The sequence below is a fragment of the Bacillus arachidis genome (assembly GCF_030285945.1).
GTDB lineage: Bacteria > Bacillota > Bacilli > Bacillales > Bacillaceae_G > Bacillus_A > Bacillus_A arachidis.
In genome coordinates, this window is the sequence record NZ_CP127376.1 from 216344 (window position 1) to 235366 (window position 19023).

A 19023-nucleotide genomic window follows, 5' to 3' on the forward strand; every position below is an offset into this window, starting at 1 on the left:
ATGAAAAGTTTTATTGTTGCATGGAAAGATTTAAAAATTCGTTTAATAGACCGACGTGGATTTATGATGATGTTACTTATGCCACTTCTATTAACGGCTATTTTAGGATCAGCACTAAGTAACACATTCGATAGTGGAGGATTACCTAGAACAGTAATTGGTTATTATCAAGAAGGAACAGATGAGTTTGCAGATATATTTCAAAAAGATGTATTGCAGTCAAAGGAAATAAAAGATGGTGTAAAGATAGAAGTCGTAACCTCACAAAAAGGGTTAGAGGATATGATAAGAGAGCAGAAAATTGATGTTGGAATTATGATTCCGAATGGGTGGAGTGAACATATACAACACGGAAAATTAAAAGAAGCAAAATTAATTACAGATCCATCAAAAGATATACAAGCAAAAATAGCTGAAACGCTTATCCGTTCTTTCTCAGAGCGTGTGCAAACAGTTGCAGTTTCTACTGAGACCGTCGTAACAGATCTAGCAAAATCACGGCCGGAGAATATTGAACAGTTTGCAAAACAGGTAAGCGCTAACCTACAAACAGTAGCGACTTCAAATATAGAGGGAATTGAAAAAGGAACAGTCGGCCCAAAAACAGTTGCTGCGATGCAATATTATGCTGCGGCAATGTTAGTCATGTTTTTATTATTTAACATAACAGTTGGAGCAAAATCTATTATAACAGAGCAACGAACGGAAACATTAGCAAGGCTATTAAGTACGCCGACAAGTTCATTTGCTATTCTCATAGGGAAGTTTTTTGGAACGTTATTGTTCGCATACCTTCAATTTGAGGTATTTGTAGTTGCTACTCATTATGCCTTTGATGTGAATTGGGGAGAAGATATCTCTCAGGTTACCGTAGTCGGAATTTCTTATGGGATCTGCGTAGCAGGTTTATCTATGCTCATCGCAGCATTTATTCGTGAGGAAAAAACAGCGGATTTAATGGGGGGAATCGGAATTCAGTTTTTAGCCATACTAGGAGGATCTATGTTACCAATCTATACATTTCCAGATATCCTGCAAACCATTGCTAATATCGCTCCAAATAAATGGGCGCTTACAAGTTTTTTAAACATCATGTCGGGTACATCGTGGTATACGTTATTTCCAGTTATCTTAAGTTTATCTAGTGTGGGTATTATATCCGTTATCATCGGAACCTTCCGTTTGCGTATGAGATAGGGGGAGAAATCATGAAAAAAATTTGGGCGCTTTGCTGGCTAGAGTTAAAACAAATCTTAATTAAGCCACAAAGCTATATGCTTATGTTCGGAATGCCTATTATTTTTACAATTATTTTTGGAGGGCTTTTAGGGGAGAGTGGAAATACGAAAGTGAATATTAGTTTAGTAGATCAAGATGGATCTATATTATCTAACTCCTATTATAAAGAAATAAAGAAAAGTGATTTAATTTCTATAGAGAAGGTAACGTATGAAGAAGCAAAACAGAAAATTGAAAAGAAGAAGTCCTCTGGTATTGTGACAATTCCAAAAGATTTTCAAAAGAGTATGGCAGCCGGGAAAATAGAGAAGGTTAAATTTCAATCGAGCGCTGATTTTACCGGGGGAGCATCTGTAGAACAGATATTACAAAGTGCAATAAAAAAGATGGAAATAGAAGTAGCGGCAGCAAGAGATTCAGAGCAAATAGGGGGGATGTCTTGGGAGAAGGTGTATGAAACGATTCATACAAAGGTAGAACCGGTTTCACTTCAAAAAGAATCCATTGCACTAGGGGAGAAAAAAATGAATAACGTAACAGGGCGGGCTGCAGGATTTTCTATTCTTTTTGTAATGATTGTAATGCTAAGTGCAACAGGAACAATTTTAAAAGCAAGACAACTGGGCGTTTGGTATCGTCTATTAGGAACGCCTGTTTCAAAGGCTCAAATACTAGGAGGATATATACTTTCTTTCTTTTTAATTGGATGGATTCAATTTGGTACTTTAATGGTATTAACGAATGTCCTGTTCGGTGTACAGTGGGGAAATTTGTTAGGGACGATCATACTTGTTTCGGTGTTATTACTAGCAGTCATTGGTTTAGCTTTATTCTTAGCCAGTATTGTGAAGACAACGGATCAGCAGTCAGCTTCAGGTAATCTCGTTGTTGTTTCAACTTGTATGATTAGTGGGTTGTATTGGCCCATTGAAATTGAACCTGAATGGATGCAAAAAGTAGCAAACTTTGTTCCACAAACTTGGGCAATGCGCGGGTTTACCGAATTGATTGCAAGAGGAGGAACGTTAGCAGATATAGCAGGATATGTTGGTATACTTATGCTATTTGCTGGTGTATTCTTCATAGTTGGTTTAACAAGAATACGTTATGATTGAAAAAAGAAAGCAGAGTTTACAGCTTCGAACGCTGAACTCTGCTTTCTTTTTGTGTATCGTCTTCTCCTATAGAAATGCTAATTGCAATTCCGAGCATAAAGAGAAATGCTAAAAAGAGGACGAACTTTGGGAAGAACGGAAACAGTAGCAATGCCCCGACTATCATGAATGTCAAAGCAACATAGTGCAAGACATATAGGAATAGTTTGTCCATATTTTCGCCCCCTTTTTGGTAATTTGTTATTAGCCTATGCCTGCCCATGGAATAATAGACTGATTTTTAAACAGTTTCTTTCGTTCGTATAAAATGAATAATTGACAGGGTAAAGGGGGCTACTACTTCGTTATATAGGTAGAAAATATATGGTATATTGTTAAGTTTACCTAAATTAAAGATTCAACAACATTTTTGTAAAAATTATTGAAATATTTAGTGTAGAAAGAATTGACAAAATATTATGAAGGGTATAATCTAATAACCATAAAGTCTACCGGAAAAGTTGGAATATAGATGTTACCCCTCATAAATATCTATTTTTTGTGTTCAAAACCGACTTTTCCGATGGGTTATAAAATGTTGCTGTGGGAGGCATACATAAGGCAAGCAGTTCATAAAGTGTAATTATTAAAAAAAGTTAGGGTGGGGACAATGAAGAAAAAGACAAAAAAATGGGCTGGTGTATTTTCAGTATTACTGAGTAGTTCGCTTGTGTTATCTGCTTGTGGGGGACAGGAGGATAAGGCTTCAACGGAACCAGCAAAACAACAGGATGTAAAAGATTTAAAGATAGAGAAGGTTACAGCGACAGATAAGTCGAAAAATCCTGAGAAAGCGAAGCAGAGAAAAGATACACTTATTGTAGGAATTTCAAAGCCTGGTGGTGTGTTCTTACCATATTTTCAAGAGAATGGTTGGGACGGTAACGTAACATCAGTTATATTTGCGTCTCTTGTATCAACAGATAAACAAGGGAAGCCAGTTCCAGAGCTTGCAGAGAAATGGGATGTATCTTCTGATCAATTAAAGTACACGTTCCACTTACGAAAAAATTTGAAATTTAGTGATGGTTCACCGTTAACAGCAGATGATGTGGCATTTACATTAACATTGCTACATGATAAGGCTTATGAGGGTGGTACAGATATTTTACAATATGCAATTAAAGGCGGAAAAGATTATAAAGAAGGAAAAGCTACGTCTATTGAAGGAATTAAAGTAGTTAATCCACAAACAATTGAAATTACGACAGAAAAAGTAAACTCACAAGCATTAATAAGCTTGGGGGGACCTGTCTTATCTAAGGCTTATTATGGAAAAGATTATAAGCAAAATACAAGCTTAAACTATTTAAAAGATTTATATGGTAAACCAATTGCGGCAGGGCCTTATAAATTTGAAAAGTATGTCCCAGGTCAAGAAGTACGATTTGTGGCAAATGAACATTATTATGCTGGTAAACCAAAAGTTAAAAACTTTATTTATAAAATTACAACACCAGACACGAATTTCCAGCTATTCCAAACAGGAGAAACCGACTATGATGGGTTTGCTGCTAATAATGACAACATTGAACAATTAAAGAGCTTAGGCTTTGCTAACTTCAATATTGAAACAGTGAGCTCATACTCATTCGTTTACCTTAATAATAAGAAGCCATATTTAAAAGACAAAAAAGTACGACAAGCGCTTATTTACGGATTAGATCGTAAAAAATATGTAGATACATACTTCCAAGGGAATGCTTCTGTTGCGAATATACCGATTTCACCCACATCATGGGCATATGATGATAAGGGTATAAATCAATATGAGTACAATTTAGAGAAAGCGAAAAAATTGTTAGATGAAGCTGGTTGGAAAGTTGGATCTGATGGCATTCGTGAAAAAGATGGACAGAAATTAAAGTTGAGTTATTATGCGGCAAGTGGAAGAAAGCAAGAAGAGGTATTTATACCAATTGCGAAAGAGAATTATAAGGCATTAGGTGTGGAGTTTAATCCGGAAATCATGGACTTTAATACACTTGTTTCGAAGCTTAAAAAGTTTGATTATGATTTAGCAGCTGTTGCGACACCGATTATTTCTGATCCGAGTGAAACTGTAGGTGAGTTTGAATCTACGCATCCAGATAACTCGGCTGGTTATAGTAATCCCAAAGTAGATGAATTAATTAAAAAAGGTATTGAAACGGTAGATATTGAAAAAAGAAAACCTATTTATAAAGAATTATATAAAGAATTAAGCGATGATCCCCCTGTCATTTTATTAAATTACCGTAAAAGCATTTCAGCACACAATTCACGTGTAAAAGGAATTAATCCAGAAAAATACGATAGCATTAGTTCAAACTTACCTGTTTTATCTATTGAACAATAGGGATAAGTAATTAATGAATAGAAGACGTTTTTTCATACAGTTGTTAGTCCTTGCTGTTTTGAAAAAATGTTCTTCTATTTTTAAGTAAATATGATTGGGGAGACAAAAGGTGAAAACATATATCATTCGTAGGTTTTTACAAATGATTCCTACATTGCTTGGTACATCTATTATTATCTTTTTCTTATTTGCCCTCCTGCCAGGCGATTATGTTGATTCGAATCCAAAGTTAACACCAGAACGCGCACAGGAATTAAGAGAATTGTATGGATTAAATAAACCTATTCTAGAAAGATACTTTCATTGGTTAGGTAATGCACTACATGGTGATTTTGGTTTTTCGTTACAATATCAAGAACCTGTCACATCATTGCTTAATAAATTTATTTGGAATACCTTCATTGTTGCTGCTGCAGCTTTATTTTTTACTTGGATTATTGCACTTATTGTTGGGGTTGTTTCAGCAACAAAGCAACATTCATGGTTTGACGCACTGGTAACAATCGGTGTTTTTGCAGCGATGTCATTTCCATCATTCTTTATCGGCCTATTTTTAATTAAAGTATTTGCTGTTGATCTTCATGTATTACCAATTGGTGGGATGATTAATATAGGAAGTAATTCGACAGGTTTTACGTACATATTGGAAGTACTTAGGCACATGATTTTACCAGTATTTATTTTAACACTCCTTGGTGTCGGCTCATTGACTCGTTATTTTAGAACGGGAATGCTTGAAGTTGTAAGACAAGATTATATCCGAACTGCTCGGGCAAAAGGGTTGAAAGAAAGAGTCGTTATTTATAAACATGCACTAAAAAATGCGATTTTACCAGCAATCACATTGCTTGCATTTGAATTACCAGGATTGTTCTCTGGTGCAATTATTATTGAACAAATTTTTAATTGGCCAGGAATTGGGACCATTCAATTAGAAGCGTTGAGTTTTCGAGATTATACAGTATTAATGGCATTTACAATGTTTCTCTCTTGCCTAACAATTATCGCAAACTTTTTAGCGGACATCGTTTATGCGATTGTCGATCCGCGTATTCGATTAAAGTAAGGGGGGGAGAAAGATGGAGACTATTGTAACAGTAAAGAAGAAAAATAAGAAAAAAGGAAATGTGACTTCACCATGGCGACAGGCATTTACTAGAATTAAGAAAAATAAATTAGCGCTATTTGGATTTTATATTTTGATTTTTATGTTTGTATTTTGTTTTATCGGGCCATTTTTTTCACCATATGTTTCTGGAACAATTCAAGTAACACAAATTAATAAGCCACCAAGTTTTTCTCATTGGCTTGGTACAGATCAGCTTGGAAGAGATATTTTAACACGATTGATGCAGGCGGGAAGAATTTCATTAACAATTGGTTTAGCTTCGATGGTACTATCTGTCATACTTGGCGCGTTATTAGGGGCTATATCTGGTTTTTATCGTGGTGTTGTAGATCATATTATTATGCGTATTGCGGATGTGTTAATGTCTATTCCAGGATTGCCATTACTTATCATTATGGGTGCTATTTTATCAGAATGGAAACTTCCATCTGAATATCGACTTTATGTTGTTATGATTATGCTAAGTTTGATTGGATGGCCGGGGCTTGCACGCTTAGTGCGAGGACAAATTTTAACACTTCGGGAACAATCATTTATGCAAGCTGCTGATGTATTAGGATTAAAGGATTATCGAAAGATTGTACATCATTTAATTCCGAATGTATTCCCTTTATTAATTGTTGTGGCAACGTTAGGCGTAGCGGGAGCTATTTTAAGTGAATCTGCATTAAGTTATCTAGGTCTTGGGGTTGTTCCACCAACACCATCATGGGGAAATATGATTAGTGCGGCAAACTCATTAATTGATTTCCAAAAACGTCCATGGTTATGGATTCCGCCCGGTTTTGCGATTTTTATAACAGTTGTATCAATTAACTTACTTGGTGATGCACTTCGTGATGCATTGGATCCAAAGATGAAGCGGTAGGTGAGGAAGCGTGAGTAGAGCAGTAGTAGAGTTAAAGGATTTACAAACCCACTTTCATACGGAGGAAGGTACAGTAAAAGCTGTGAATCATGTTAGCTTTTCTGTACGAGAAGGTGAAACGGTTTGTGTAGTGGGGGAATCAGGATGCGGAAAAAGTGTAACGGCTTTATCTATTATGGGACTCATTGCTGAATCTGGAGGTATTGTTGGTGGTGATATCCTTTATGAAGGCAAAAGTCTTTTAGGAATGAAAGAGCAGGAACTTCGCAGTTTAAGAGGAAATGAGATTGCGATGATTTTCCAGGAACCGATGACATCTCTTAATCCAGTATTTACTGTTGGAGAACAAATTGTAGAAACGTTAAGGGAACATGAATTGCTTAGTAAAAATGAGGCGTATAAAAAAGCAATTGAATTGATTCGTAAGGTCGGTATTGCACGTGCCGATGAAATTGTGCATTCATATCCACACGAGTTAAGTGGTGGAATGTTGCAACGGATTATGATTGCGATTGCACTGAGTTGTAATCCTAAACTATTAATTGCTGACGAGCCTACAACGGCTCTTGATGTTACAATCCAAGCACAAATATTAGATTTACTGAGACAGGTAAAAGAAGAATTTAAAACATCGATTTTATTAATTACACATGATTTAGGTGTTGTAGCAGAAATGGCAGATTATGTTGTAGTTATGTACGGTGGTAAAGTAATTGAAGAAGCGCCTGTGCTAGAGTTATTTCAAAATCCTAAACATCCATATACAAAAGGTCTACTAAAATCAAAACCAGTAATGGGAAAGCGAACAGATAAACTTTATTCTATCCCAGGGCAAGTTCCAAACTTAGTTGGCTTAGGGGAATTTTGCTACTTTAGTGGTCGCTGTGAACATTGCATGGAAATATGCAAAAATGAAGCACCCGGTCTTTTGATACATGAAGATCATCATAAAGTAGCTTGCTGGTTATATGAGGAGCGTGCTGAGTAATGAGTGAACCATTATTAGAGGTAAAGAATTTAAAAACGTATTTTCCAATTAAAGGTGGCATATTTAGTAGAACAATTGGGCATGTAAAAGCAGTAGATGGGGTAAGCTTCACTATTAATAAGGGTGAAGTGTTTGGACTAGTAGGTGAATCGGGAAGTGGAAAGACGACGATTGGGAAAACTATCCTGCGCCTTGTTCAAAAAACGGAGGGCGAAGTAAAATTTAAAGGGCAAGATGTTCACGTGTTATCAAAAGAGGAATTGCGAAAGCATCGTCCTAATATGCAACTTGTATTCCAAGATCCATTTAGTTCATTGAATCCACGAATGAGAATTGGAGAAGCACTTGGTGAACCAATGTTAGCACATGGTTTAGCTACGAAAGAGAATGTTCGTGAAAAAGTGTTAGAAGTACTAGAGTTATGTGGTTTAGCACCATATCATATTGATCGTTATCCGCATGAATTCTCTGGGGGACAACGTCAGCGTATCGTCATTGCAAGAGCGATGGTACTAAATCCAGAATTTATTGTTGCTGATGAACCTGTTGCAGCGTTAGATGTATCTATTCAAGCACAAATTATAAACTTGTTTAGTGAATTACAAGAAAAAAAGGGTTTATCCTATTTATTTATTTCACATGATTTAAGTGTTGTCGAACACTTATGTACAACAATTGGGATTATGTATTTAGGGACCATCGTGGAAACAGCAAATCGTGATGAATTGTTTGCAAATCCGCTTCATCCATATACGAAGGCGTTGTTATCAGCTGTACCAATTCCCGATCCAACTGTTAAGCGTGAAAGAATTATTCTTCAAGGAGATATTCCAAGTCCAGTAAATCCACCATCAGGCTGTCGTTTTCATACACGCTGCCCGTTTGTAACAGATATTTGTAAGCAGGCAGTGCCAGAATTCCGTGATGTTGGAGAAGGACATCTTGTTGCCTGTCATCATGTGTAAAAAAAGGCTCTTCCAAATACGGAAGAGTCCTTTTCTCTTATTTGCTTGCTGATGGCTGTTTTAGTACATACTGCTCAATTGCATGTGCAACACCATGCTCATCATTTGTTAATGTAACAACATCACATAATCTCTTTACATCTTCTTCAGCATTCCCCATCGCAACCGATAAGCCGGCTACTTCTAACATTGGTACATCGTTAAAGTTGTCCCCAATGGCAATGGTATCTTGAAGTGGAATATTGAAATAAGATGCCATTTCTTGTAATCCATTTCCTTTATGACCATGTTTGTCCATAATTTCTAAATTCGTCGGAGCTGATGCTGTAACCATAATTTCTTTATCTTCTTGTAAAGATTGCAATAATTGTGAGCGATGCTCTGCATCAAACGTCAAAATAAAGAATTTCGATATTTCTAATTCGGGATTATTTACGACGTCTTCGATCTTTTGAAAATCGGTAATTAAGTTCGATTTTTTTTGCTTCTCTGTAATCCGTTCAAGTTCTTCAATTGTAACATCCAGCGCATGCTTATTTTTTTCGAATGCATGCATTACTTGTTCTTTCCAATTATCAGGAGAATAAACGCCTTTATTTGTGTACAGCTTATATGGAAAACCTTCAGATTCTAGTAATTTAGCAAGCTTGTATACTTTATCATTTTGTAAACAACGTGCGTTAATTACTTTTCCATCAACGTAAACAATTGCTCCATTGCTTGCTCCAACTGGAAGTGATAATTGGTACTCTTCCAATAGTTTTAAGGCATCTTCTTTTGCACGACCAGAACAAATCATGACAACATGACCGGCTGCTTTAGCATCAAGAATAGCTTGTAAATTTTCTTTGGAGATTTCAAGATTAGATGATAATAGTGTACCATCCATATCTAGTGCGATTAATTTCAAACTGACCACCTCTTTGCTTTTATTATACATAGTTATCTTGAGGAAACATATAAACTTATCTTGGGCTTTATGGAAATGTTAATGAAACAAATCTTTAAAACGATTTCGAAAGGGTATGATGAGATAGAAAAAATGGAAGAGCGCTTATTCTTGCAAATTATGAAGAAGATAGATATTCCGTTGGATAAGATCCCAAATAGTGTAGAAAGAGAATATAAGGATCATATTTTTGTAACAAAAAGTAGTAGATGAGATACTCCACACTTTTGTTGCTACGTTTATTTCGTTTTGTAACTCCAATATTACATTAATGTTACAAACGTGTGCGTGTTAGAAAACGCTATACAAAGGGATTTATAAATGTTTTTTGATCGTATTGTAAAAAAATGTAATAAATTTTATGTATTTATATTGCAGTATGAAAAAAGTTATGTTACATTAATGTTACAAACGTTACACAAATTAATTTAATGTAACGTTAAGATAAAAACTATGAATTAATCATTTCTTAGAAATTACATATAAATACCGATTGATAAGGAGAGAGTAACTATGAAAAACGAACAAGTATTACAAGTAACAAAAATGGATTTATTAGGATCAGCAGGTGGAGCAGCAGTATTAACAGCATTGATCGTACTTCTTTCTAACGTTTTAGTATAATAGAAACTTTGTACAAGCAGTAGAACGGATTATTGTATCAAATAAAAAAGTTGTGAACGGAAGGGAGAATGAAAAGCATGGAAAACAAAGAAGTATTACACGTAACAAAAATGGATTTATTAGGATCAGCGAGTGGAGCAGCAGTATTAACAGCATTGATCGTATTTCTTGCTAATGCATTAGTATAATAGAGGTTTTGTACAGAGAGTGGAATAAGTATTATAACAGGAAAAATAGTTGTGAATTGAAGGGAGAATAAGAGAAATGGAAAATAAAGAAGTATTAAAACTAACAAAAATGGATTTATTAGGATCAGCAGGTGGAGCAGCAGTATTAACAGCATTAATCGTATTTCTTTCAAGTGCATTAGTATAATAGAATAGTATAAAGAGTTACAAAAAGCTGAAAGGAGAATGAGGAGTATGGAACAGGTATTACAAGTAACAAAGATGGATTTATTAGGGGCAGCAGGTGGAGCAGCAGTATTAACAGCGCTTATTGTATTCCTTGCAAATGTATTAGTATGATAGGTATAGATAAGAGGGAATTCTCATATATTATTCGTACCATTATTCAAAAAAAATAAAGACTCTAACATATTATAGATAGTTAATATGTTAGGGTCTTTTTTGTATTCTAATCGTTTTTTATTTGTTCTAGATCCACATCAGTAAATTATATCCTTATATGTATGGATTCCCTGTTATCTTAAAGAGAAAAAAGTCGAATTTTATATGGAAGAAAAAAGAGGTATTTAACAGAAAAGATAGAAAATTTTAAAAGTTAGAAATTTGTTAGCTTGCTAACTATTTTTTTAGTGGTATCTGGAAGCGCTTTCGATTAGTTCTCAGTATGTAACATTCAATTTATTTACAGGGGGATGAGGAATTTATGAAACAAAAATCTATGGATACGTTAGCTGCACAAATGGAAGATTTCTTTCCGGTACGTGATGTTGATCATTTAGAATTTTATGTGGGAAATGCAAAGCAATCAAGCTATTACCTTGCGAGGGCGTTCGGATTTAAAATTGTTGCTTATTCTGGATTAGAAACAGGAAACCGTGAAAAGGTTTCTTATGTTCTTGTGCAAAAAAACATGCGTTTTGTTGTGTCTGGGACTTTAAATAGTGATAGCCGTATTGCGGAATTTGTAAAGATCCATGGTGATGGAGTAAAAGATGTAGCTTTACTTGTTGATGATGTTGAAAAGGCCTATTCAGAGGCTGTAAAACGAGGTGCTGTTGCAATTGCTCCACCGGAAGAATTAACGGATGAACATGGGACATTAAAAAAGGCGGTTATCGGTACGTATGGTGATACAATCCATACTCTTGTGGAGCGTAAAAATTATAAAGGTAAATTTATGCCTGGTTATGAAGAAGTTGAATTTAATATTCCGAGTGAAGAAACAGGATTAATCGCTGTAGACCACGTTGTCGGCAACGTTGAAAAAATGGAAGAGTGGGTTAGCTATTACGAAAACGTTATGGGCTTTAAACAAATGATTCATTTTGATGACGATGATATTAGCACAGAGTATTCCGCATTAATGTCAAAAGTTATGACAAATGGAAGTCGTATTAAGTTTCCAATTAATGAACCGGCAGATGGAAAGCGAAAATCACAAATTCAGGAGTACTTAGAGTTTTATAATGGTGCGGGTGTACAGCATCTCGCGTTATTAACAAATGACATTGTGAAAACAGTTGAAGCGCTTCGTTCAAACGGAGTGGAGTTTTTGGATACACCAGATACGTATTACGAAGAGTTAACGGCGCGTGTTGGGAAAATCGATGAAGAAATTGATAAGTTAAAAGAGCTTAAGATTCTTGTAGATCGTGATGATGAAGGCTACTTACTACAAATTTTCACAAAGCCAATTGTAGATCGCCCAACATTATTTGTCGAAATTATTCAGCGTAAAGGTTCTCGTGGATTTGGCGAAGGAAACTTTAAAGCATTATTTGAATCCATTGAAAGAGAACAAGAGCGACGTGGAAATCTATAAAATTTTTTACTGATCAGTGGGAGCTATGTCTCCCACTGATTCAAGTTGTACTTTATATGAACAGTAAGGAGGGAAAGTGATGAAATTTATTACATTTCGTCTTCCTTCAGAGGGAATGCGTGCTGGTTGGCTTGAAGGTGACAAAGTAATTGATATGAATATAGCAAGTAATGGCACTCTTCCTTCATCTATGCTCGCTTTTTTAGAGAAAGTGGATGAGTATGCAGAAATAGTGCGTGGTATTCGAGAACCAACAAGTGGTGTGTACTCACTGGAAGATGTGGAGCTTTGTGCAGCCATTCCAAATCCAGGTAGTATTCGTGACTTTTATGCGTTTGAACAACATGTCAAAACGGCTCGTGGGCGTCGTGGTTTAGATGTCGTTCCAGAGTGGTATGATATTCCTGTTTTTTATTTTACAAATCACCGTGCCGTTATTGGGCCGGAAGCTTCTGTTTCTTGCCCGAAACAATCCCAAAAGCTTGATTACGAATTAGAAATTGCTTGTGTGATTGGGAAAGAAGGAAGAAATATTTCACGTGAACAAGCAGAAGAATATATTTTCGGTTATTGTATTATGAATGACTGGAGTGCAAGAGATTTGCAAGCCGAGGAAATGAAAGTAGGACTCGGTCCAGCAAAAGGAAAGGACTTCGCTACTTCATTAGGAGCTTATCTTGTTACAAAAGAGGAATTAGATGTTTATCGCACTGGTGAACGTTATAACTTAGAAATGACTGCTCATGTGAACGGAGAACTTTTGTCTAAAGGGAATTTCCGAGACATTTACTATACGTTTGCAGAAATGATAGAACGTGCTTCAGAGGATGTTACCTTATACCCAGGAGATGTAATCGGTTCTGGCACGGTTGGAACTGGATGTATTTTAGAACTTGGTACAGAAAAGTGGTTACAAGATGGTGACGTTGTAGAACTTACGATCACTGGGCTAGGCACAATGCGTAATACAGTGAAAAAAGAAATGAAAGCAGGTGATGGGCATGTATTATCGTCACATGGGGGAGCTTCCTCATAAGCGACACGTACAATTTCGTAAAGAAGATGGATCACTTTATCGTGAACAGGTGATGGGAACGAAAGGTTTCTCTGGTACACAATCTATTTTGTATCATCATTATATGCCAACAGAAGTAGGGCATGCTGCATTGGCATATTCTTGTCAATTGCAGTATGAAGAAGACGTAGCGCTCGCCCATCGTCACTTTCGTACGAAAGAAAACAAGAAAACTGGAGATGCGATAAACGGAAGGAATTTTATATTAGGAAATGAAGATTTGTTAATTGGCGTTGTTAACCCAACAGAAAAAATGGATCATTTCTATCGTAATGGTGATGGAGATGAAATGTTATTTGTTCATTATGGAACTGGGAAAATTGAGACGATGTTCGGAACGATTCATTACCGGAAAGGTGATTATGTAACAATCCCAATCGGAACAATTTACCGAGTTATTCCAGATGAGGGAGAGTCTAAGTTTCTTGTTGTAGAAGCAAATAGCCAAATTACAACACCGCGTCGTTATCGTAATGAGTATGGTCAATTGTTAGAACATAGTCCTTTCTGTGAAAGAGATATCAGGGGGCCAGAGAAGTTAGAGACATACGATGAAAAAGGCGAGTTTGTCGTGATGACAAAGTCGAGAGGTTATATGCATAAGCATGTTATGCAGCATCATCCGTTAGATGTTGTCGGTTGGGATGGATATTTATATCCTTGGGTCTTTAATGTAGAAGATTTTGAACCGATTACGGGCCGTGTTCATCAGCCACCGCCAGTCCATCAAACTTTTGAAGGGCATAACTTTGTTATTTGTTCTTTTGTGCCGCGTTTATATGATTACCATCCAGAGGCAATCCCGGCACCGTATTATCATAGTAACGTAAATAGTGATGAAGTTCTTTATTATGTAGAAGGGAACTTTATGAGCAGAAAAGGCGTAGAAGAAGGCTCAATTACACTCCATCCGAGTGGTATTCCACACGGACCGCATCCTGGAAAAACAGAAGCAAGCTTAGGGAAAAAAGAAACAATTGAATTAGCGGTTATGATCGATACATTCCGTCCCCTCCGTATTGTGAAACAAGCACATGCGACGGAAGATGAGAAGTATATGTATAGCTGGATTGAAGAGGGTTCATATAATACGAAATAAAGTGAAACTTTAATCAGTGGGAGTCTATTCCCAGTTGATTATTAGCTCTCACGGGTAGTAATACTGCCCGCAAATGGCCAGATAAAAAGAGGCAAACTCATAAAATGAGTTTGCCTCTTTCTTTAGTTGGAATCGACAATTTATAGAATATCAAAAATAATCATAAAAAGATATAGAGATATAATTATATACAGTATTTACATATTGTTTATTGCTTGTTGATTATATAATTTTCTGTTTATTTCGACAAAGGTATTGACTAAGAAGTGTGTTGTAAGTAAAATGAAAATAATTAAATTTTCAGAAAATTGAAACTTAGAGGTGCATGCTATGAAGCAAATTTTTCAGAAAAAGCCAATTGCAAAATTACTGCAGGAAAGTAAACAGAAAACATTAGCAAGAACATTGGGAGCGCTAGATTTAACAATGCTTGGGATTGGGGCTATTGTTGGAACGGGGATTTTTGTTCTTACTGGTGTGGTGGCAGCGAAACATTCTGGACCAGCTATCATCTTGTCATTCGCTATAGCTGCATTAGCTTGTGCTTTTGCTGCATTCTGTTATGCAGAATTTGCATCTTCTGTTCCCGTTTCGGGAAGTGTTTACACGTATACATACGCGACGATGGGAGAGATATTTGCATTTTTAATTGGATGGGATTTAATGTTGGAATATTTATTAGCAACATCTGCGGTAGCTAATGGATGGTCTGCTTATTTCCAATCTTTATTAAAAGGCTTTGGGATTCACATTCCGACCATTCTATCTTCTGCTCCTGGAACGGGAAAGGGTGGCCTTATTGATTTACCAGCTGTCATTATCATTTTAATTATGACTGTTCTTTTATCTAGGGGTGTACGTGAAAGTGCTCGCGTAAACAATATTATGGTTTTTATTAAGATAGCAGTTGTATTACTCTTTATCTTTGCTGGTTTTACTTATGTAAAGCCGGAAAACTGGACGCCGTTTATGCCGTTTGGTCTCGATGGCGTAATGGCTGGGGCTGCAACAGTATTCTTTGCATTCATTGGATTTGATGCTGTATCGACAGCAGCGGAGGAGGTAAAACGTCCGCAACGTGATTTACCAATTGGTATTATAGCATCCTTACTCATTTGTACCATTCTTTATATCGTTGTTTCACTTATTTTGACAGGGATTGTACCTTATGGTGAGCTGAATATTTCTGATCCGGTAGCTTTTGCACTTCAGTTTATTGGACAAGATGGTTTAGCAGGTGTTATCTCGGTAGGAGCAATTACAGGAATTACAACTGTAATGTTAGTTATGATGTATGGGCAGGTACGTGTTTCATATGCAATGAGTCGTGATGGATTACTGCCGAAGCGTCTTGCGAAAGTTCATCCGAAATTTAAAACACCATTTTTAAATACATGGACAACAGGTATTATAGCAGCGCTTATTTCAGGTCTTATTGATTTAAATGTACTAGCCCATCTTGTAAATATGGGGACATTATCCGCATTTGCACTTGTAGCTGTTGCTGTTATTGTAATGAGAAAAACACACCCAGATTTACCACGTGCTTTTAAAGCGCCGCTTGTGCCAGTTTTACCTGCATTAACAGTTATCTTTTGTTTATATTTAATGCTTCAATTATCAGGAACCGCATGGATGAGCTTCGGTATTTGGATGGTGATTGGTGTAGCGGTTTACTTCTTATATAGTCGGAAGCATAGTGTTTTAAATAATAAAGAAGATAAGGAAGATGTAGCGAATTTATAGGAGAGGGATCCGTTCTAAATAGAATAGAACGGATCTTTTTGTTTTGAAAATTTACATTTTTCTAATATTAATATAAGATAAGGAGTGGTTGATTAAAGGGGTGTTGTAAATGAAAAAGACGTGGCGTGAGTTACAAGCGATGGATCGTAACGTGTGGATTCGTTTTGTAGGGGAAACGTTGAATGGAATTGCAATGATGATGTTAATGCCGTTTTTTGCATTGTATTTAAAAGATAAAGTAGATTCTTTATTAGAAGTAGGGGTCATTATGGCACTTTCTCCCATTGCAGCAAGTTTTGGTTCTCTAATAGGGGGGAGAATTGCTGATATATATGGTAGAAAACCCATTATGATATTTTCGATGGCGAGTAATGCATTGTTAATGCTTGGTTTTTTATTTATAGAAGGGTTTATTCCTTATGCTATTCTGTCTATTTTTTTAGGATTAAGTAACTCGTTATTCCATCCAGCAGCATCGGCGATGGTAGCGGACGTGACAGCACCTGAAAAGAGAACAGAGGCGTACGGTTTATTACGAATGGGACATAATATTGGGGCAGCAATCGGGCCGATTATGGGGGCTTCGGTAGTTGTGCTTTCCAAAAATTTAGTGTTTATTATTGCTTCATCTACAATGCTATTTTATGCACTTCTTGTGTTAATGCTTATTCAAGAAACCATGCCGAAAGCTGCATTGAAAGAGCGAGGGGATACGAAAAAGGAATCAGAATCGGTTTGGAAAATTGTTCTGAGGGATAAGGTACTCATAATTTATTTATTGGCGGGTATTATTGTTTCCATGGGTTTTTCACAAACAGAAGGTATGCTCCCTCTTCATTTTGATAATGAAATGAAAGAGATATTTGGTAAAAACAACCCATATCCATATTTAATGGCTTTAAATGGACTTCTAGTTGTTTTATTCCAATTTCAAATTTCAAAATGGGCAACAGATAAACCGGTTGGAAAGACGATGTTATATGGGGCTTGTTTATTTGGAATTGGATTGCTTTTCATTGGTTGGTTACCTAAGTGGTTTGGTGAATCTGGAGCAAATGCTACGGTTATTTTAATAACATTACTTGTTGTTTATGCAGTATATACGCTAGGTGAAATGATTATGTCGCCTGTACAAATGACATTTGTTGCAAATTTAGCACCAGAGCATTTACGTGGAACATATATGGGGGCGGCGAGCTTACAGTGGATTACAGGGAATGCATTCGGCCCGCTTCTTGGCGGATTATTACTAGATCGATTGCTAGGGCACTTGTTGTTCACGATTTTAGGAGTGGGATGTGTAATAGCAGGCCTTGTATATATTTCCTTAGATCGCCTTGTGGAACAAAGACAAAAGGGAGATGTGGTGAAACAATCCTCATAATCAATAGGTGACATACACATAAAGCGGTATTTCTTCATATATATAGGTGCATAACTAGAATAGGTCATAACTTTGTCGTAAGGAAATATATGGAATTAGAATAACTGTTTATCCCGCTATTTGTAGCGGGTTGCCCGTAAAATTCCGATTGGTGAGTTCTGTCATTCAAGGGATTGGCATTTTATCCTGTTATTTAAGGGAAGTAAGGTCAATGCTGAGAAAAGTTTCACTTTATTTTAAATAGGACTGCCTATTTTTATAAAAAGTGCTAAAATAGAAAAATGAAAACAATTGGTTAGGGTGATTTCATTGACTAAAATTAAATTAGGTTTATTATATGGTGGAAAATCAGCAGAGCATCAAGTTTCATTACAAACAGCTCTTGCTGCGATTAAAGCATTAAATCAAGAAAAATTCGAGATTCATCCAATTTATATTACAGAGCAAGGCCAATGGATGCGTGGTGAGCGCATTGAAGGTGAAGTAACAAGTGTGCAGGCATTACAAATGAACGGAGAGGAGAATGCAATTTCTCCAGTATCATTAAGTACAGAAATCATCCCTGTTTCTTCTTCTAAGCAAGAAGAGGCAATTGATGTTATTTTCCCATTGTTACACGGACCAAATGGTGAAGATGGAACGGTACAAGGGCTGTTAGAATTAATGAACATTCCATACGTTGGTAATGGTGTATTAGCATCAGCTGCTGGTATGGATAAAGTTGTTATGAAAAATATCTTTGCGGAAGCTGGATTAAAACAAGCGAAGTACGTATCTTTCATTCGTAGTATATGGGAGAAAAACCGTCAAGTAGCTTATGATAAAGTAGAAGAAAAACTAGGGTACCCATGTTTTGTAAAACCAGCAAACCTTGGATCAAGTGTTGGGATTAATAAATGTAAAGATCGTGAAGAATTAGAGAAAGCATTTGAAGAAGCGTTCCAATTTGACCGCAAGATTATTGTAGAAGAAAATATTGTTGGTCGTGAAGTGGAAGTTGGCGTTTTAGGAAATGATGAGCCGAAATGTTCTGTTGTAGGTGAAATTGTACCTAAGAAGGAATTTTATGATTATAAATCAAAATACATTGATGGTGATACAGCGCTAATTATTCCAGCTGAAATTACAGAAGAAGAGTCAGCTACGATTCAACGAGATGCAATTCTTGCGTTCCAATCATTAGATGGTGCTGGATTAACACGAGCGGATTTCTTCTTAACGAAAGATGGGGAAGTATATATTAATGAAGTAAATACAATGCCGGGATTTACGCCATTTAGTATGTTCCCATTATTATGGCAACATACTAACTTACCTTATCCAGAGTTGATTGAAGAATTAATTCGTTTGGCGATTGAGCGTCATGAAGAAAAGAAAAAAATTAAATATACAATCTAACAAAAAAGGGGGAAGCACTATTCAAGAGAATAGTGTTTCTTCTATGTAAGGAGTGTT

The 19023-nt window shown here is 36.2% G+C and carries 20 protein-coding genes; 18 read left to right on the top strand and 2 right to left on the bottom strand.

Translation table 11 applies throughout. From position 1 onward, the window contains the following. Both QRY57_RS02860 and QRY57_RS02865 read left to right on the top strand, forming a co-directional pair. Positions 1–1197: an ABC transporter permease gene (locus QRY57_RS02860; RefSeq protein WP_286016624.1), complete on the top strand. Its 1197-nt coding sequence runs from the start codon at positions 1–3 to the stop codon at positions 1195–1197. Positions 1198–1208: 11 nt separating this feature from the next. Beyond that, complete coding sequence (locus QRY57_RS02865; protein ID WP_026592749.1) at positions 1209–2354, top strand: ABC transporter permease; 1146 nt, start codon at positions 1209–1211, stop codon at positions 2352–2354. 16 nt (positions 2355–2370) lie between these two features. Here the strand turns inward: QRY57_RS02865 and QRY57_RS02870 are convergent, their stop codons facing one another. Then, positions 2371–2568: a hypothetical protein gene (locus QRY57_RS02870; protein WP_026592750.1), complete on the bottom strand. Its 198-nt coding sequence runs from the start codon at positions 2566–2568 to the stop codon at positions 2371–2373. Between the two features lie 435 nt (positions 2569–3003). Between QRY57_RS02870 and QRY57_RS02875 the strand changes: the two genes are divergently transcribed. The 5 genes from QRY57_RS02875 (at position 3004) to QRY57_RS02895 (ending at position 8681) form a co-directional block, all read left to right on the top strand. Further along, complete coding sequence (locus tag QRY57_RS02875; protein WP_286016625.1) at positions 3004–4731, top strand: ABC transporter substrate-binding protein; 1728 nt, start codon at positions 3004–3006, stop codon at positions 4729–4731. Between the two features lie 109 nt (positions 4732–4840). Further along, positions 4841–5797: an ABC transporter permease gene (locus QRY57_RS02880; protein ID WP_026592752.1), complete on the top strand. Its 957-nt coding sequence runs from the start codon at positions 4841–4843 to the stop codon at positions 5795–5797. Between the two features lie 13 nt (positions 5798–5810). Then, the gene (gene opp4C, locus QRY57_RS02885; RefSeq protein WP_208018950.1) at positions 5811–6728 is read left to right on the top strand and encodes an oligopeptide ABC transporter permease; all 918 of its coding nucleotides are present in this window, start codon (positions 5811–5813) and stop codon (positions 6726–6728) included. A 10-nt stretch (positions 6729–6738) separates the two neighbouring features. Continuing rightward, positions 6739–7716, top strand: coding sequence for an ABC transporter ATP-binding protein (locus tag QRY57_RS02890; RefSeq protein ID WP_026592754.1), 978 nt, complete (start codon positions 6739–6741; stop codon positions 7714–7716). Beyond that, positions 7716–8681, top strand: a complete 966-nt coding sequence (locus QRY57_RS02895) for an ABC transporter ATP-binding protein (RefSeq protein ID WP_026592755.1) — start codon at positions 7716–7718, stop codon at positions 8679–8681. The genes QRY57_RS02890 and QRY57_RS02895 overlap by 1 nt, the downstream gene beginning before the upstream one ends. A gap of 37 nt (positions 8682–8718) precedes the next feature. Here the strand turns inward: QRY57_RS02895 and QRY57_RS02900 are convergent, their stop codons facing one another. Further along, entirely contained in the window at positions 8719–9591 is an 873-nt protein-coding gene (locus QRY57_RS02900; RefSeq protein WP_349775669.1) for a Cof-type HAD-IIB family hydrolase, read from the bottom strand. Between the two features lie 75 nt (positions 9592–9666). Here QRY57_RS02900 and QRY57_RS02905 point away from each other — a divergent pair, with 75 nt between their 5' ends. From QRY57_RS02905 to QRY57_RS02955, 11 genes are all read left to right on the top strand, one after another. Next, entirely contained in the window at positions 9667–9843 is a 177-nt protein-coding gene (locus tag QRY57_RS02905) for a hypothetical protein (RefSeq protein ID WP_286016627.1), read from the top strand. 300 nt (positions 9844–10143) lie between these two features. Beyond that, positions 10144–10254: a DUF3948 family protein gene (locus QRY57_RS02910; protein ID WP_026592758.1), complete on the top strand. Its 111-nt coding sequence runs from the start codon at positions 10144–10146 to the stop codon at positions 10252–10254. Between the two features lie 77 nt (positions 10255–10331). Beyond that, positions 10332–10442, top strand: coding sequence for a DUF3948 family protein (locus tag QRY57_RS02915; RefSeq protein ID WP_026592759.1), 111 nt, complete (start codon positions 10332–10334; stop codon positions 10440–10442). 76 nt (positions 10443–10518) lie between these two features. Beyond that, entirely contained in the window at positions 10519–10629 is a 111-nt protein-coding gene (locus QRY57_RS02920; protein ID WP_286016628.1) for a DUF3948 family protein, read from the top strand. 38 nt (positions 10630–10667) lie between these two features. Continuing rightward, positions 10668–10781 carry a DUF3948 family protein gene (locus QRY57_RS02925; RefSeq protein WP_035415253.1) on the top strand — a complete coding sequence of 38 codons (114 nt, stop codon included), beginning with the start codon at positions 10668–10670 and terminating at the stop codon, positions 10779–10781. A 364-nt stretch (positions 10782–11145) separates the two neighbouring features. Next, the gene (gene hppD / locus QRY57_RS02930) at positions 11146–12264 is read left to right on the top strand and encodes a 4-hydroxyphenylpyruvate dioxygenase (protein WP_026592762.1); all 1119 of its coding nucleotides are present in this window, start codon (positions 11146–11148) and stop codon (positions 12262–12264) included. A gap of 79 nt (positions 12265–12343) precedes the next feature. Beyond that, complete coding sequence (locus QRY57_RS02935; RefSeq protein ID WP_286016629.1) at positions 12344–13300, top strand: fumarylacetoacetate hydrolase family protein; 957 nt, start codon at positions 12344–12346, stop codon at positions 13298–13300. Continuing rightward, positions 13266–14438, top strand: a complete 1173-nt coding sequence (locus QRY57_RS02940; protein ID WP_286016630.1) for a homogentisate 1,2-dioxygenase — start codon at positions 13266–13268, stop codon at positions 14436–14438. Before QRY57_RS02935 ends, QRY57_RS02940 begins: the two co-directional genes overlap by 35 nt. A 330-nt stretch (positions 14439–14768) precedes the next feature. Then, positions 14769–16184, top strand: a complete 1416-nt coding sequence (gene bcaP / locus QRY57_RS02945; protein ID WP_026592765.1) for a branched-chain amino acid transporter BcaP — start codon at positions 14769–14771, stop codon at positions 16182–16184. Between the two features lie 109 nt (positions 16185–16293). Then, positions 16294–17568 carry an MDR family MFS transporter gene (locus QRY57_RS02950; RefSeq protein WP_286016631.1) on the top strand — a complete coding sequence of 425 codons (1275 nt, stop codon included), beginning with the start codon at positions 16294–16296 and terminating at the stop codon, positions 17566–17568. 309 nt (positions 17569–17877) lie between these two features. After that, entirely contained in the window at positions 17878–18966 is a 1089-nt protein-coding gene (locus QRY57_RS02955) for a D-alanine--D-alanine ligase (protein WP_090694129.1), read from the top strand. The last annotated feature ends 57 nt before the right edge of the window (positions 18967–19023 follow it).